This is a genomic window from Virgibacillus sp. Bac332 (genome assembly GCF_003667785.1).
Taxonomy (GTDB): domain Bacteria; phylum Bacillota; class Bacilli; order Bacillales; family Amphibacillaceae; genus Virgibacillus; species Virgibacillus salarius.
The window spans coordinates 3,558,117-3,574,843 of the sequence record NZ_CP033046.1 but is presented as its reverse complement, the minus strand read 5'-3'; the positions used below and the strand labels follow the sequence as shown (position 1 = coordinate 3,574,843).

19 protein-coding genes are annotated in these 16,727 nt (G+C 35.4%); 9 read left to right on the top strand and 10 right to left on the bottom strand.

Going from position 1 to position 16,727, the window contains the following annotated elements; genetic code table 11:
* Positions 1-79 precede the first annotated feature (79 nt).
* Positions 80-1,627 carry a rhomboid family intramembrane serine protease gene (locus tag D9782_RS17140; protein WP_026681149.1) on the top strand — a complete coding sequence of 516 codons (1,548 nt, stop codon included), beginning with the start codon at positions 80-82 and terminating at the stop codon, positions 1,625-1,627.
* Positions 1,628-1,813: 186 nt separating this feature from the next.
* Here the strand turns inward: D9782_RS17140 and D9782_RS17135 are convergent, their stop codons facing one another.
* Complete coding sequence (locus D9782_RS17135) at positions 1,814-2,674, bottom strand: hypothetical protein (protein WP_121605259.1); 861 nt, start codon at positions 2,672-2,674, stop codon at positions 1,814-1,816.
* 154 nt (positions 2,675-2,828) lie between these two features.
* Between D9782_RS17135 and D9782_RS17130 the strand changes: the two genes are divergently transcribed.
* The 7 genes from D9782_RS17130 (at position 2,829) to tnpA (ending at position 10,561) form a co-directional block, all read left to right on the top strand.
* Complete coding sequence (locus tag D9782_RS17130) at positions 2,829-4,286, top strand: spore germination protein (RefSeq protein WP_026681147.1); 1,458 nt, start codon at positions 2,829-2,831, stop codon at positions 4,284-4,286.
* Positions 4,287-4,516: 230 nt separating this feature from the next.
* On the top strand, positions 4,517-5,863 hold the full coding sequence (locus D9782_RS17125; RefSeq protein ID WP_121605258.1) for an IS4 family transposase: 1,347 nt from the start codon (positions 4,517-4,519) through the stop codon (positions 5,861-5,863).
* 288 nt (positions 5,864-6,151) lie between these two features.
* Positions 6,152-6,346, top strand: a complete 195-nt coding sequence (locus D9782_RS17120; RefSeq protein ID WP_121604059.1) for a hypothetical protein — start codon at positions 6,152-6,154, stop codon at positions 6,344-6,346.
* A 171-nt stretch (positions 6,347-6,517) separates the two neighbouring features.
* A complete protein-coding gene (locus D9782_RS17115; protein WP_026681146.1) occupies positions 6,518-6,715 on the top strand; it encodes a YqgQ family protein in 198 nt (65 codons plus the stop codon).
* A gap of 13 nt (positions 6,716-6,728) precedes the next feature.
* Positions 6,729-7,703, top strand: coding sequence for an ROK family glucokinase (locus D9782_RS17110; protein WP_026681145.1), 975 nt, complete (start codon positions 6,729-6,731; stop codon positions 7,701-7,703).
* Positions 7,704-7,930: 227 nt separating this feature from the next.
* On the top strand, positions 7,931-9,838 hold the full coding sequence (locus D9782_RS17105) for an LTA synthase family protein (RefSeq protein WP_121605257.1): 1,908 nt from the start codon (positions 7,931-7,933) through the stop codon (positions 9,836-9,838).
* Positions 9,839-10,105: 267 nt separating this feature from the next.
* Positions 10,106-10,561: an IS200/IS605 family transposase gene (gene tnpA / locus D9782_RS17100; RefSeq protein WP_121604857.1), complete on the top strand. Its 456-nt coding sequence runs from the start codon at positions 10,106-10,108 to the stop codon at positions 10,559-10,561.
* A 238-nt stretch (positions 10,562-10,799) separates the two neighbouring features.
* Here tnpA and D9782_RS17095 read toward each other — a convergent pair whose 3' ends face one another.
* Entirely contained in the window at positions 10,800-10,970 is a 171-nt protein-coding gene (locus D9782_RS17095) for a DUF2759 family protein (protein WP_080668670.1), read from the bottom strand.
* Positions 10,971-11,141: 171 nt separating this feature from the next.
* On the opposite strand from D9782_RS17095, the gene D9782_RS17090 reads away from it, so the two are divergent.
* The gene (locus tag D9782_RS17090; RefSeq protein WP_026681143.1) at positions 11,142-11,765 is read left to right on the top strand and encodes an MBL fold metallo-hydrolase; all 624 of its coding nucleotides are present in this window, start codon (positions 11,142-11,144) and stop codon (positions 11,763-11,765) included.
* A 716-nt stretch (positions 11,766-12,481) separates the two neighbouring features.
* On the opposite strand, the gene D9782_RS17085 is transcribed toward D9782_RS17090, so the two are convergent.
* From D9782_RS17085 to comGA, 8 genes are all read right to left on the bottom strand, one after another.
* Entirely contained in the window at positions 12,482-12,724 is a 243-nt protein-coding gene (locus D9782_RS17085; protein WP_026681142.1) for a DUF2626 domain-containing protein, read from the bottom strand.
* Positions 12,725-12,874: 150 nt separating this feature from the next.
* Positions 12,875-13,258: a hypothetical protein gene (locus tag D9782_RS17080; RefSeq protein WP_121605256.1), complete on the bottom strand. Its 384-nt coding sequence runs from the start codon at positions 13,256-13,258 to the stop codon at positions 12,875-12,877.
* On the bottom strand, positions 13,230-13,550 hold the full coding sequence (locus D9782_RS17075; protein WP_162986426.1) for a competence type IV pilus minor pilin ComGF: 321 nt from the start codon (positions 13,548-13,550) through the stop codon (positions 13,230-13,232). The genes D9782_RS17080 and D9782_RS17075 overlap by 29 nt, the downstream gene beginning before the upstream one ends.
* Positions 13,551-13,626: 76 nt before the next feature.
* Positions 13,627-13,956, bottom strand: a complete 330-nt coding sequence (locus D9782_RS17070) for a pilus assembly FimT family protein (protein WP_162986425.1) — start codon at positions 13,954-13,956, stop codon at positions 13,627-13,629.
* The gene (comGD, locus tag D9782_RS17065) at positions 13,934-14,386 is read right to left on the bottom strand and encodes a competence type IV pilus minor pilin ComGD (RefSeq protein WP_161629270.1); all 453 of its coding nucleotides are present in this window, start codon (positions 14,384-14,386) and stop codon (positions 13,934-13,936) included. Before comGD ends, D9782_RS17070 begins: the two co-directional genes overlap by 23 nt.
* Positions 14,370-14,681, bottom strand: coding sequence for a competence type IV pilus major pilin ComGC (gene comGC / locus D9782_RS17060; protein ID WP_026681138.1), 312 nt, complete (start codon positions 14,679-14,681; stop codon positions 14,370-14,372). The genes comGD and comGC overlap by 17 nt, the downstream gene beginning before the upstream one ends.
* Before the next feature lie 12 nt (positions 14,682-14,693).
* Positions 14,694-15,746 carry a competence type IV pilus assembly protein ComGB gene (gene comGB, locus D9782_RS17055; RefSeq protein WP_121605253.1) on the bottom strand — a complete coding sequence of 351 codons (1,053 nt, stop codon included), beginning with the start codon at positions 15,744-15,746 and terminating at the stop codon, positions 14,694-14,696.
* Entirely contained in the window at positions 15,691-16,719 is a 1,029-nt protein-coding gene (comGA, locus tag D9782_RS17050) for a competence type IV pilus ATPase ComGA (protein ID WP_034678955.1), read from the bottom strand. Before comGA ends, comGB begins: the two co-directional genes overlap by 56 nt.
* Positions 16,720-16,727: the final 8 nt, after the last annotated feature.

The following is a 16,727-nucleotide window of genomic DNA, read 5'->3' as shown; positions in this document are numbered from 1 at the left end:
ATTTTGCAGCTTCTTTTATCATGATAAAAGAAAAATGATGAGGGATTTGGTATGATGGAAGTCTAAGGGGAGGTCGAGGATGTACATAGATAACCAATATAATATATATCAAATCGCTTATCATTACGTAAAGACTTATCAATATGACGTGCTATTTGTAAGTGATCAGGAAGATGAAATATGGCTAGAGAAAAAAGAAGGGAAAAAATCTACAGTCATTCGCTTCCTAGGTCGTGGGTTTGATTGGAAGAACTATTTAAAAAAGGATATTGCAGTTGTTTTTCAAAAAGTTAAAGCAATGAAACGATTGTTGCGAGGTAAAGTTATTCAAATTTATAATGTTTACATATCCGAGCACGAGCCTGTCGATGATTGGGAAATGCTAAAGAAGCCAATGCAGCTAAATGAGAAGCACCCTATTTCCATGAATGTTTATTATTTGTCAGATGAACAGTTTGTGGAAGAGAAAATACGTTTGGAAAAAGATACAGATATAACAATAAATACCGCTGATTCTCAAGAACCTATAGATAAGGAAAGTCAGCTACACAATTATAAAAAGTATTTAAAGAAAAATGTTTTGGATCAAAAAGAGCAAACTCAGGCGGTATTCTCCTTTGGTAAGCCGCTATTTACCTATCTTATTCTTGCAATTTGCATTGGGATGTTTGTATTAGTAGAACTGAACGGTGGAAGTAGTTCCATGCAGCCGTTAATTGATTTTGGTGCAAAGTACAATCCTGCTATCATAGAACAAGGAGAATGGTGGCGCATCATTAGCTCTATGTTTCTTCATATTGGGTTCCTTCATTTACTCATGAATATGCTTGCTGTTTATTATTTAGGAACTTTAGTTGAACGTATATATGGCTCATTTCGATTTTTATGTATCTACTTTCTTGCCGGTATTGGTGGTGGGATAGCGAGTTTTGCCTTTTCTCCAAGTATTGCGGCTGGTGCCTCAGGTGCATTGTTTGGATTGTTCGGAGCATTATTATTCTTTGGATTACATAATCGGAAAATTTTCTTTCAAACAATGGGAACGAATGTTTTAGTTTTAATCGGAATTAATATCGTATTTGGTCTCTTCGTACCGCAAATTGATAATGGGGCGCATTTGGGAGGTTTAGTAGCTGGATTTATTGCATCTGGAATAGTCCATTTACCAAAGCGTAAAGAAACGTTTAAACAAATGATAGCAATTGTGCTATATTGCATTATTGCATATGGTCTTATTCAATTCGGTTATTACAATAATATGAATAATCAAGTTTATCATGTAATGCAAATAGAAGAATTGCTAAAACAAGAAAAGTACGAGGCTATCATTTCCCAAGCTAATCAGGCCTTAGAAAGTGAAGGGAATCTAGAAGCTGCCATCCTGTTTCATAGGTCTTATGCGTATATTGAATTAAATCAAGATCAAAAAGCGATTGAAGATTTAGAGCGAAGTATAGAAATTGATCATAGTTTTCCGGAGGCATATTATAATTTAGCAATTTTATATAAGAATAACGGGAAAGTAGAAAAAGCTAAATCAGCTATTGAAAGCGCGTATCAATTAAACCCTGACAATGATGATTTTATAAGGTTATATGAACAACTTACTGGTAAATCAGCTAACTAATAATGTATGGGTGCTTTCGAGTAGAGGATTCCTTTTTTCAAGAGGGTCATTAACGAGTATCTAAAACTACATAAAGCCTACTCTCACCTCGTTTCTTACATTAGATAATAGGACCTTTGTGAAACTTCAATTCGTGGGGGGAAAACAAAACCCCCACGAATTGAAGTTTCACTTTATTTTCATATTTTATTGAAAAGAATAGTTTTGTATCAGTTTTTCTTTTTTTCCGTTGATTTCATATAGTACAAGTAGATGCTTTTGTTCTTTATCAAATAAAATAATTGGTATATAGCTATTCAGCTCTTCATTGGTGGTATTTACTACGGGTATAACATAATTTTTATACAGTCCCTCCCAAAGTTGTCCAATAATTTTATTCGTTTGCGCTTGTGTCAATGATGGTAATGGCTTTGTGTTGTAATGGACTAAATCCGTAAGCGGTACGCTAAGATAGTTATCTGGATTAATATGGAAATAATGAAATAATTGATGCCAATGATAAAGAAGCTGTTGCTTCGTTGTTCGATCAAGTAAATCTTTCCATTCTTTTTCATAATTGTTATGAGGCTCTTTAAATGAATCAAGTGCTGTTGTCGGTGAATCTATGACATATAAGTAATCGCTAGACATGCGATGAATGCTTTTTATATCATTACTTGAGCGATGTATCTCACCATGATGAAATGAGATAGATTGAAATAAACTGCTATCTTCATGAAATAGTTTTTCCCGTAACTGAATGGTATCTGTATCCTGCGTCCATTTTGTCTTTGCCCCCTTTAATCTTCCGTTATCATATAGCAATGATACATCTTGTCGTAAATAGATCGGCATATTTGTGATAGAATCAGACTCCCATGTAATTTCATAATTATCCTTGCCTTTTTCCGAGAATAGTTGGAGCTGTGTCTCCGATTTAGAGAAGGTTGTATTATTATCAATTGGAAAGTATGTAATGGCAGGAGTAGAGTTCAGTCTGATTAGATATACAACTGCTATTACACATGCTGCTGTGATAATCGTAATAACTAAATGCCATTTGTTCATATGCTTCCCGCCTTTAAACTGCTTGTCTTAGTCCAATATATGAGTATAAGTTTTAATATATGATGGAATTGATGAACTCTTTAACTGGTTTATGCATAGTTATCCTTCCAGTGCTCAAACTATTAGTAATCTAACATGTTGGATAGGTGAGTTTATGGAGAAAGAAAAACAGCCATTATTTAAAGAGTTTAAAAAAAATCGAGCGTATTTAAACGAACGATTAGCGGTTGATAAAAGTTTTGATATGATTCAACGAGATTTAGAATATGTTGGCGTTGAAATGTCACTATTTTTAATTGATGGATTTGCTAAAGACGACATTTTACTATACATCATGAAGTTATTTGCTAAGTTAAGTCCTGAAGATTTGCAACCTGATACGCTTACAAAATTAATAAAAACGTATATCCCCTATGTGGAAGTTGACGAGGTACTTGATTTAAACGAAGCTGCGGATTTGGTTTTAGGTGGGCCAGCGGCGCTAATTGTTGAAGGAATCAATAAAGTAATCATGATTGACGCTAGAACCTATCCAGCACGCTCCCCGCAAGAACCAGATTTGGAGCGAGTTGTAAGAGGATCTAGAGATGGGTATGTTGAAACGATTGTCTTTAACACTGCTCTGACTCGTAGAAGAGTTCGTGATAGATCGCTACGGATGGAATATTTACAATTAGGAAGAAGATCAAAAACAGATATTTGTATTTGTTATCTGGAGGATATTGCTGATAATCGTCGTGTAGAAAATCTAAAGAAAAAGCTAATGAAGATTGATACGGATGGCTTGCCTATGGCTGAAAAGACGATTGAAGAATATATTAGTGGAAGGCATTGGAATCCATATCCTACGATTCGTTATACAGAGCGACCAGATACAGCAGCAGCACATCTATATGAAGGTCATGTCATGGTCATTATAGATGGATCGCCAAGTGTAATGATTACTCCCGCTACGTATTGGCATCATCTACAGCATGCAGAAGAATATAGACAAAAACCTTTAGTGGGCGCATATTTACGATTAGTTCGTTTTATTGCGGTCATAGCATCGATATTCATCTTACCATTATATTATTTGTTTGCGAAGAACTCTGAATTTCTACCAGAGACTCTCCAATATATTGGCCCTGATGAGATAGGCGTTGTACCATTATTAGTACAATTTCTGATAGCTGAGATCGGGATTGATATTTTAAGGATGGCAGCAATCCATACTCCATCCTCCTTAGCAACGGCACTTGGCTTAGTAGCTGCTATTATGATCGGAGAGGTTTCTGTAGAGGTTGGTTGGTTTTCGCACGAAGTCGTACTATATCTAGCTGTAGCTGCGATTGGAACATATGCCACTCCAAGCTATGAATTAAGCTTAGCTAATCGGTTGGTACGCATATTCCTGCTACTATCTTCTGCTTTATTAGGAGGTATTGGATATATTTTAGGAGTTACGTTATGGCTATTATATCTAACAAGGATGAAGGCTTTCCATGTGGCTTATTTTTGGCCATTTATCCCTTTCTCTTACCGTCCATTTCGTGATATATTTCTACGATCACCCATTCCGCTTAAAAATAGGCGACCTGCTTTTTTACACCCCAAAGATCCAGATCGTTAAACGTCTGGATCTTTTTTTATAAGTTAAGAAAGTATAAAATCAGTGCAATGACTGCGTTAAGCCAAGTAGTTATTTTGAAATGTTTGATGTATATTGGGCAATGCTCCGACTAATTACTTCGCTTTCCACGGGCACGGCCCATAGCCGTCAAGTTAAGCAGGATATTTTAAAAACCATAAAGTTATTCGTTATTCTGACATTATAAATGGAATAATTTGGAGGGATTACGTATGGCTAAGCAATATCATTTTGACTCGTTTGTAAAGAGTGTGCACGATATTTTATCTATTTCTGAACTTCGCAATGTTGCTCGGGAATCAGGTTTTGTACAACGATTGAAGAAGATAATGCCGGAAGATTTCTTAAGTATATGTGCCTTCTTACATGAAAAAGTTGGTACGGAGGGGCTAGGACAGCTCTGTGCCTCCCTTTCTCGTGAATCAGAAATATCCATATCTAAACAAGCCTTACATCAACGATTAGACGAGAAAGGAGTGGCTTTTTTAAAACAAGTTTTTATGCAGTTAGCGGAAAAACAACAGATGTTATCGTTACCATCTCCATCTGATTATCCTTTTTCTCGGATCCGTATCTTGGATGGCACATCCTTTCAAGTAAAAAAGAACAACGCGAGTTATTGGGATGGAGTGAAAATACAATTAGAATATGAGCTGTATCAAGGGAATTTTTTGCATACGTTGTTCTATGGACCAAGAGACAGTGATCACGATGCAGCTGAAGAATTGGCAGATACAATAGGAGAAGAGGACCTTATCTTGCGTGACCTCGGCTATTTCTCAGGAGATCACTTTAAAAAAATAGATCGAGCAGGAGCCTATTATATTACTCGTGTTCCTGCCAATATGACCTATTGGACATTGGATGACAAGCAACGAAGAATCCAAATAAAGCCTGAAGAAGATGCCATGCATCTAGCTCCAGGAGAGATACAGGATTATGGGTTCATTCAATTAGGTGTTAAGGGAAAAAATACATTTCATGCCCGTGTAGTCGTACAACGATTAACCGAAGAGCAACAAAAACAGAGAGATACCTATTTAAAAGAAAGAAGACGGAAAGGGGGGCATACCCAATCCGCCAACAAGAAGAATCATATCCAAATTCTTGCTACCAATATAACACAAGAAGAAATGGATGAGCAAACCTTGTATCCTATCTATTCCTTGCGTTGGCAAGTGGAGATTCTCTTTAAAACATGGAAATCGTTATTTGAAATTGATGATGTGCAGGCAATGAATACCGACCGCTTTTACTGTCATTTGTATGGGACTTTCATTCATATTCTTCTTTCTTCGATGATTGCTTTTCAGTGCCGTTACTGCCTTTACGAAAGGTATCAACTAGAAGGGAGTGAGTACAAATGTATCAACCATGCGAGAAACGCAATAGTAGAGACGAAGGGGTATTCACTCTATCACCTTTCTTCTTTGAAAGCTCTCATCGATAATATTTACCAGAACATATACCGGCATGGAAGGAAAGATCATCGTTGTCAGCATAAAAGTCCTTTTGATGTCTTAAACATTGCGTATAAAGTACATTTCCGTGCCGCGTAAGTAAAAGTGTAAAAAAGAAAACAAGTACCCATAAGAGAATACGGACTAAACTGGAAAAATATGTTTATATTTTCATTGCACCGTACTTCTTTTTTATTAGCTTGACGGCTATGGGGCACGGCCTCAACTAACTTTGCAAAGAAGAACACGTTGCAAAGTGGATTTTCGGCTCGCGCAATTCCCGCAGGAGTCTACGTAATTCGTCTCCGCTATGAGAAGGTGCAACAATTCTTGTCATAAGTAATAGGTTGACTTTTTTTACAATGGGTAAAGTAAAAATCGCTATCCGTGAGTATAAAAGCAGCTGTGTTACTTCATGCTAGCGTTGTAGAGCCTGATAATAGCGAAGGCCGGCCACTTCAACTCCTGTGGGAAATGTTTGACCTGAAGATCCACTTTTTTGAGCGGGTTTTGCTAAAAAAGTTAGCTGAAGGACAAACCCCACGGAAAGGGAAGTGGGCAGCCGGAGTGGTGGTCAAGTAAGCAGTAGCTATTATTCCATAATAGCTACTAGAGGAAGCGTAAATTTGAGCATTTAGTGATAAGGACTGAGCAAATTTTTGCTCCGTTTTTCTTATGTTTTTAAAGATACGTCTAAGTTCGTATTTCTATTTAATACGTACATTTAGTATACTAGTAATGGTGATGAATTTAATGGAATCAATCTATGATATACAGCAGCTTTTGAAAAAATATGGTACATTTATTTATACGGGTAATCGCATCGGAGATTTAGAAATAATGGCAATGGAATTGGATGAACTATATAAACTTCAATTCATTCGAAATGATGATTATTTGCAAGCAAAATTACTTCTACGAAAAGAGATAGAAGCATTGCGTAAAAATTAAGGGGGAGTTATGCATGAATCAAATTATTATTGGAGTAGACGTTGGCGGAACAACAGCAAAACTTGGTTTTATCAATAATCAAGGAGATATCCTTAGAAAATGGGAGATACCTACAATTACCGAAAATGAGGGTATTCAAATTGTAGACGATATTTGGAACTCGATTGAAAGACAATTATCACATGATCAATATACGAACGATCAGGTGCTTGGGATCGGTGTAGGTGCACCTGGATTTATTGAAGATGAAACAGGTTTTGTTTATGAGGCAGTTAATATCGGATGGAAAAATTATGATCTAGGTAATCAATTAAAGCAACGATCAAACTTACCAGTATTTGTAGAGAATGATGCCAATATTGCTGTGCTGGGTGAAAATTGGAAAGGTGCTGGGAACCAAGCTAGAAATCTAGTAGCTATAACGCTGGGTACCGGTGTTGGTGGTGGTATTATCACGAACGGACAAATAGTAAACGGTGAAGCGGGAATCGGTGGAGAAATCGGACATATTACAATTGATATAGATGGTTATACCTGTAATTGTGGTAGAATAGGCTGTTTAGAAACGATTGTTTCAGCGACTGGAATTGTAAGGCAAGCAATGGAAAAGGCTGAAAATCAGTCAGGTTTACTTGCTACATACATTTCCGAGCATGGTTCTATTACTGCAAAAGATGTTTTTCAGTTTGCTGCTGCTGGTGATAAGTCCGCTCGAGAAATTGTGAAAAATACCGCAGACGTACTAGGAATGGCAATTTCTAATATAGGCACCATTGTAAACCCTGCTAAAGTTTTAATTGGTGGCGGAGTATCTAAAGCTGGAGAAGCATTTCTTTATGATATACGTGAGTCATTTGATAAATATGCTTTGTCCCGGGTTAGTGAAAATTGTGAATTAAAGCTTGCTCAATTAGGGAACGATGCTGGTATCATTGGAGCAGCATTTTTAGTTAAACAGAAGATCGAACACATCACATTCACCAATTAGCTGTCACTAGTTCAATGGAAGATGTAAAAAAAATCGCATTCTATGAAACTTTTATTTCATTGATTTCGTCATATACGATAATTGGGTTTACATTCGATTAACAAATATTTACTTTTGGTTTATAATATCTTTCAACAGGGAAATGAAATCAAGAATAAATCTGTTTGATATTGGTTGAAAAGTAAGAAAAATATAAAAATCAAAAGGGATAGCAGGAGGATAAGTTTATGGAGTTGAAACGGCTAAAAATACCCCTATTTATAGTAGCTACTGTACTATTTGGTATTAAAACGTACATTGTGTACCGGTTTGTGTTTTCGATTGATCTCGAAAATTCTATGCAAGAGTTAATCTTGTTTATAAACCCTTTTGTTTCAGCGTTCTTAGTTTTTGCTTTAAGTGTTTGGATAAGAAAACAGAGCAGACAAATGAAGTTCTTAAGATATACTGCTTTAATTGGTACAATCATCCTATTTGCTAATCTAGTTTTTTATCGTTCCTTTACGGATTTTATTACCATACCCCAATTATTTCAAGGAAGTAATGCCGCTGATTTGACGGAAAGCATACTGTCGCTTGTTAAGCCGTATGACATACTTCTATTCGTAGATGTAGCAATCATCTGGTATTTAAGTAGAAAACATATGGAACGTATGACCGTTTTTTATCCGAGAAGTGGTAAAGTCTTTACATTAGCCATGTCCTTTGTATTATTGGCTGGTAATTTCTTTTTGGCAGAGATGGAGCGGCCGCAATTATTTACACGTGCCTTCGATCGGGAATATTTAGTGAAAAATATAGGTCTGTTTAATTACCATGTTTATGATATTGCAACACATACTAAAGCGAAGACACAACGAGTGTTTGCAGATGGTAATGAGATTCCAGATATTAAAGCTTATATTGAAGAGAATGTGAAAACAAAAGAAAAATCAAATTTGTTTGGAGTAGCTAAAGATAAGAATGTTATATTCATTAATGCAGAATCTATTCAAAGCTTTGTAATAAATAATGAAGTAAATGGACAGGAAATTACGCCTTTCTTAAATAGTTTAACAGAGGATGAAGATACGTACTATTTTGAGAATTTTTATCACCAAACAGAACAAGGGAAAACATCCGATTCAGAATTTATTGTTGAAAATTCTCTATATCCACTTTCTCGTGGAGCTGTTTTCTTTACACATGCGCAGAATGAATACCATGCTATGCCAGAAATATTGAAAACAGAAGGGTATTACTCGAGTGTTCTGCACGCTAATAACAAGAGCTTTTGGAATCGTGATCAAATGTATCAGAGCTTTGGAATTGATCACTTCTATGGGGAAGAAGCATATGAAGTTTCTGAAGAAAATTCAATCGGCTGGGGACTTAAAGATAAACCATTCTTTGAGCAGTCCATTAAATACCTTCAGTCAATGGAAGAACCATTTTACACAAAGCTAATCACATTGACGAATCATTTCCCATTTGATTTGGATGAAACAGATAAATCCATTGAACCGTACGATTCCAATTCAAATACTTTAAATAATTTCTTTCCAACAGTAAGATATATGGATGAAGCAATTGAGCAGTTTTTCGATCAACTAAAAGATGCTGGACTATATGAAGACTCCATTATTATCATCATGGGTGATCACTACGGAATTAGTGCCAACCATAATCGAGCAATGAGTATGTATTTAGATAAGGAAGAAATCACACCATATGATCATGTACAGTTACAAAGAGTTCCGTTCTTTATTCATATTCCTGGCCATGGTCAAGGTGAAGTGAAATCAGAAGTTTCTGGTCAAATTGATGTGAAGCCAACATTGTTGAGCTTGTTAGGTGTTGAAAATAAAAATGACTTACATTTTGGTAATGACTTATTTAGTGATGAAAGAAAAGGTTACATTGCTTTAAGAAACGGTAATTTTATTAGTGATGATTATATCTTTGCAAGTGACACTTGTTATAATCGAGAAACTGGAGAACCAGTAGAAATAGATCAAAAGGAAGAAGCTACGGATCAAAACGTTGAGAGTGCCTGTGATCCAATTAGCAAAAGAGTAGATAAAGAATTAGGTTACTCAGATGATTTAATTTATGGAGATCTTTTCCGATTTGTTGAGTTTACCGATCAAAAATAATAGTAAAATGAAGTAACAGTTTAAGTTAATTCATCTTTTTGGATGAAACAAGATGATTAAGAAGGATATTCCCCTTGAAGTAATAACCAGATTAAGAAAATAAATAATCTGCTTTACTTTGAGGGGAGTTTTTTAATTGATGTTTTTTAAACCACAGGCTCTGCCTGTGTGAGAATTAAACTTGTAGAGTTGTAACAGAAAAATCTCCTTTCGATATAATAGAGTTGGCCGTCAAACCGACTCTATATATAGAAAGGAGATCTACTCATGTCGAGTGACAATAGTTTATCACACACCCGATGGAATTGTAAGTATCACATAGTCTTTATACCCAAGTACAGAAGGAAAGAAATTTATGGCAAGTTCAGAAGAGACATCGGGGTGATCTTAAGACGTTTATGTGAGATGAAAGATGTAGAAATTATTGAGGCTCATGCCATGACTGACCACATCCATATGCTGGTTAAAATACCACCAAAAATGTCAGTGTCTTACTTTATGGGCTACTTAAAAGGTAAAAGCTCTTTAATGATCCATGATAGACATGCCAACTTAAAATACAATCATGGAAACCGCACATTTTGGGCTAAAGGTTACTATGTCAGTACAGTAGGGCTCAATCAAAAAACTGTGGCAAAATACATTCGTGAACAAGAATCGGAGGATAGACTACGAGACAACATGAGTAAACGTGAATACGTCGATCCATTTAAAAATAGGTAGGAAGATAAACGGTTGACGGTCAATTCAGAAGCCCCTTTAGGGGTCTCGTTGGTAAAGTGCCCTTATAGGGCGAAACTAAAACCGCCCGTTTTACGGGCGGATAGTTATTAGGGAAAAATGAAGGGCTGGCAGCATCCAAGCCGTTAGATAGAAAGAAAGTAGAGAAATGATTAATCCAAAAATAAAAAGCTGACGTTGTGCTTTCGTCAGCTTTTTAACAGGAGATATTGTGTATTCATTAGCCTTTAATTTCTGAAATAATGGTTGCGATTGCAAAAAATCCAAATGCTAAAGCTGTAATTGCTGAAAATCCTAATGCGAAAATATTTTTGTATTTCAATTGACGAATTACAGATACAATCGCAAGTAAAGCTACAGCCAGAAATAAAACTGCTAAGACAATATGCATGAGACTTATCCTCCTTGTTTGCTTCCTAACTTGTCATTTGTTGCTATAGGAAATTCATTTGTATTATTATGTAACTAGTCCAGTTATAATATTTATTTTATAGTATTATATGCCGTTTGTCGAGGCAAAACGTAGAAAACATTTTCATTATAAGGTTAGGGAGGAATTTTGTTGGATATTGAAAGAATGTCTTTAGGACCATTGGGTACGAATTGTTATCTTGTATATGATAATCAACAAGCTTTGATCATTGATCCAGGTGGAGAATCAGCAAAAATTATTCATTTTTTATCGGAGAAAAATATCGAGCCATTAGCAATTCTCTTAACACATGGGCACTTTGATCATATTGGAGCAGTTGATGACTTACGTAAATATTATAAGGTCGAAGTTTACATACACAAACTGGAAGCTTCCTGGCTTGAGGATCCTCAAGCAAACGGATCATTGTACTTTATGCAAAGGGGAATTCTTACAAGTAGACCGGATCGATTATTGCATCCAGGAAAGATGGCTATCGGTAATTTCCATTTTGATGTGATCCATACGCCTGGACATTCACCAGGAAGTGTAACTTTTATCTTTTCTAATGCAAAGTTTATTGTCAGTGGTGATGTTTTATTTAATGAAGGAATAGGGAGAACAGACCTTCCTGGTGGAGATATGAAGCAATTAGAAGATAGTATTATAAATCAATTATATCGATTAGATGAATCTTTGGTTGTATACCCAGGGCATGGTCCAAAAACTAGTCTTATTCATGAGAAAAAGCATAATCCTTTCTTTTCAATCTAAGTATTAGAGTAACACCAATCGATTTATTGTAATAATGGATAATTAGAAACACTCGGGTATAACCAAATTTTTATCCTTTCTTATCTTTGAACAAAAGCGCAAGCGCCCGAATTAGAAACGTAGCGACTGGAGCGAGTTAACGGAGATAAAGGAAACACGGTGAGCTTGCGAGCCAACGATGACTTAGATGAGGGCGATTTGTGAATTCGCCTCGTTTCTAGGTGCTGGAGCTGGACGCGGCTAAACACGCCCATAAGTATCTACATGGATAAATTTTTTCATTTCCTGAATTACGAAAAAACCCTTCTTATTACAAGAAGGGTTTTTGGGGGATGTGCTCTGCTCTTTAAAAATAGGGATATAAGTTAAGCTACTAGTAATACTATATAGGGATAAAAACGACATGTCAATAGAATATCAAAAAAATAACTTGAATTTAAGATATTTAAGAGCTGTATCGCAATACACTTTGAAAAAAAGAACAAAAGCGGAAGCGCCCAATTAGAAACGTAGTGACTGGAACGAGTCAACGGAGATAAAGGAATCATGTTGCTCTTGCAAGCCAATGATGACTTAGATTAGAGTGATTCTTGTAATCGCTTAGCTTTCTGGAAGCCGGTCACCACGCCCATAATTTTCCACATGGGCAAATTTTTTCATTTATAAAACTAAAAAGAAAGAGTCTCTGCTTAAATCTAAGCAGAGACTCTTTCTTTTTAATGTCCGAAACCAGGTACGAGTATAAATTCTGAATACCATGTAAAACCAATAAAAAATATAGTACAATAAGCTCCGAATAAATACATATACATGCGTTCAGATAGTTTTAAATAACTTACTGCTAGGAAAAAGGCTGTTTGTACAAGGAAAAGAAGTGCAGTTTTTTGCATATCTCCTATGTAGAACATGACTGTAAATATCCCTGTCCAAAAAGCAAGCACACGAAACATACGATCCATGCTTTCCCCTCCTTTTGGTAACCTTATCATTGTTATTATAAACGAGTATTTAGATCTTGTAAACGAAATGTGATGAACAAATATTGATGAAAAAAGGAAAATATCATTTTAGTCATGATGTTACATTCTATAGGGTATCCCTTGTCATATTTATTTATTCAGAAATTCATTGGTGATGTCTAAATAACCAAAAATATGAAATGTGAATGGAGTAACTGTTGTGGCGGAAAAAAGGACCTTATACTTTCCGGTTGCAAGTAATGTGACTACTACTGAAATGTTACCTTCTGGTAGATGATATAAATTCCTTTTTAGGTCTTTGTCCTTGAGCAGATCTTTCTTTAATTTTTCCCTCGTTATTTGAATTAATGATTCCATTTTTACTTGCTCTAGTTGATGAGCAGTCATTTGTTTATTGTTTTGATAAAGCTGGATATTCGTAATGGTTGCTATTAATACTAACGCGATCGTAAACATGACCATAGGTAACATAAATCCTTTTTCGTTATTCGTATAAGATAATATCTTTTTCAAACGTATCTCCTTCCGTGGATGTAATAATTATTTGGAATCCATAAGATAGTGGGGCTAAAGAGAAGTCTTTAACACCACGTACGTATATTTCATGTCCCAATCCATTAACTTGTCTACGAATGAGCTCTTGATATAACTCAAAAGATACGGTAGCTCCGTTACTCTCGAGCAACAGTTTATTAGCAACAATTCGAAAATCTGTTGCTTGCATCACTTCATTTCTTAAATGCTGAAAAAACTGTTGAATTGACAGTTCATGGATATCCGATTGATTACTGATACTCTTTAACAAATAACTTAGAAAAGGCAAACTTATTACTAAGATAGTAACCATGATAAGTGTAGTGATAAAACTAAACCCAGATTGTTTATGTTGGCTGTCCGTATAAACAAAACTTCTCTTTCCTTTTTTTGGCATTTTCCCATTGAGCACATCCCTTCACGTATTTACTTAAAACCTGAAATGAATACTTTACATGGCTATTAGCTATCACTTTGGTGTAGTTGACTTCTTGTTTATCCTTCTCTTCCCATAGAAAGGGCTGTAAGCTATCATGTAAATCATTTGCTATTAACCTGCGCGTACTTAAGACCTCTCTTTCCGTTTGCATAATAGATAGTATAGGAACCAATGTTAATACTGCACTAAAAAGAATAGCGGCAGAGATAATTACTTCAATTAGAGTAAATCCGTTCATTTTTTTCAATTCGATACCTTCCTTTACCAAAAGGGAAAACAATTTTGTATCTGGCTGTAGGGGAATAGATATAAAAAGTTCTTGGGTTTTTAATACTTCCATTTATATCAAATTCAATAATTGGATTAATGAAATAATCGATATGCCAGCCTTCAGGTAGGTTTCTGTCCGGAATAATTTTACGGTTAGACCTAAGCGCATAATATTTATTTTCATTAAGAATAAGTTGGATTCTATTCGTAGTTAGAGAAGACATATGTTGAATTGTCATTATGTCAGACTCTAACGTTTGAAATAATGCGTTTTCCTTCATTTTTTCTAAAGCATATACGATTGGAGGAACACTGAGCCCGACCATTATCATCAGCATACTTAGTACAACCAACATTTCGGTGAGCGTAAAGCCTTTCGTATCATGTAGCCGGGACACTGACTTTTCCAGTCTCTCTATTATAGTTTAAAGGTGTTTTATTACTGCAGCTCTTCTGTTCTTCCTTTATATACTTTGGAACCATCGCATCTAAGCTTGTAGGATATATTCCTGATTCAGCATAAACAGTATCTACTTGTGCTTGAACTACAGCTACAAGAGCTTTACAACCTTTGCTATTTACATCTTTACTTTTCTCACTAAGATTTGGAACAATAAGTATGATTAATACGGAGATAATCATTAAAACGATTAGCATTTCAATTAAAGTAAAACCTTTATTATCAGATGGCATAAAGTATCCTCCTTATATTGATTTGATGAGTTGAAACATAGGTAGCATTAAAGTGATATAGATAAATAAAATAAAACTGGCAACAATGATGAAGAAAATAGGTTGAATATACGTAATAATTTGAAGCATCTTCCGTTGAAACTCCTCCATTAGAATTTGTGCGTATATACTTAAATCTTTTTCTAATGTTTCTGTATTGCTATTTTTTTGAAAAATATTGGTTAGTTTTTTCTCTAGAAAAGTAAATTGGGATAATAGAGTAGGTAACTGCATACCTTTAGCTAATTGTTCTTTCATTAAATTTGCATAGTAGCAAATAATTGGTTGTTTATCTTGATTATTCATTTGAATTAGAATGTCTTTAAAGGAAATACCAGTTTTAATTAATGAACTGAATTGATTAGCAAAAAGAAAGGATGTTTGTAGTTTTAAATAGGTACGGAAAAGAGGGAGACGATTGTATAATTTTATTTGATTTTCAATGGAGATACGAGGTTTATAAAACTTCCAAAAAATAGAAAAAGTGAGGGCTGCGATGATACTCAGAAAGAAAATAATTCCTAACCAATCTAAGATTAGCATAGCTAGGACAATTGATGCTGACGATCCCGGACTTGATTCATATAAATCGAGAAATGATGGAAGTACGGATTGCTTCAATATAAACAATAGAGGGATAAAGATACAACATAAAATAAGTGGATATCGAATGATCTGTTGGAACTTCTGAATGTATTGCAATCGATACTCGTACATATCTATACATTTAGATAAATTATCCTCTAGATTTTGATTAGAACGTGCAAATAGGAGGTAACTCGTTATGGAGGGATGGAAGGAAACAAGTTGCATAGCTTCTTCCATGGAATAACCATTTTCTAATGCCTGCTTAATTTGTTTGGCGGCACATTCCAGTTCGTTGTCCCAAGCTATTACTGTTAGTGCATCAATTAACGAATAACCATTTATACGTAAGCGATGAAGCCTTTTAAGAAATCGCAATTGGGTATCAGGTGTCATTGTTTTCTTGTGTTTGTTGATAATATGTTTCAGAAATGTATCCATAAGCTAAAGCCTTCCTTCGTAAGTGATCAAAGGTTTGATAACCAGTTAAACGATTGAATTCCTTTCCTTTTATGTGTTTTTCTAATAAGGTTCCATCGAGTAATTCTAAGATTGCTCCTCGACGATTTGCGTGTTTTATAGTGGAGATTGGAATAAGTTGGATGGAAGCAATTGCAATTAAGGATTGAATTAAATCAGCAGTGGTTAATCCAAATTCCTTTAATCGAAAAATTGTCCCTAGACCATGGGTTGCATGGATAGTACTTAATACTAAATGACCAGACAACGATGCTTCTAAAGCAAAATGTGCCGTACCAGCATCTCGAATTTCACCAACCATAATAATGTCAGGGTCGTGACGAAGCGCTGCTTTAAATCCCGACTGATACGTAATTCCGGCTTTTTCATTCAGCTGAACTTGCAAAATATCTTCCAGTTCTTTTTCAATAGGGTCCTCTAACGTGATGGCTTGGAAAGGTTTATCCTTTAGAATGGAGGATAATATGGCATATAGGGTAGTGGTCTTCCCACTGCCTGTCGGACCTGTTATTAGAATTAGTCCAGAACGTTTGGTAATCCACCTCATCATGTGTTTCAATTGTTTTGGAAATAGAAATAGTTGATCAATTGGAAGGGTTTCTTCTTGAGGGAGAATTCTTATTGCTAGACTTTCGGTACCTTTAACGGGAAGTGTAGATAATCGTAGGGAATAGACGAGTGATTCTAAATAAAACTTAATGGTGCCATTTTGTGGTCTCCGAAGTTCACCGATATCCATTGATGAGTTAAATTTAAAGTAGGTAAGCAATAATTGATAGGTAGAAGCAGGTATGGATTTAAAAAATTGACGTTTACCTTGTATTCGAAAATAAATCGTCGCTTTTTCAGCTGATGGAGAAAAATGAATATCAGATGCTTCCATGATAATCGCATGATGAAGTATTTGTTCTGATAGCGCTACAGCAGGGTTCACAAACTTTC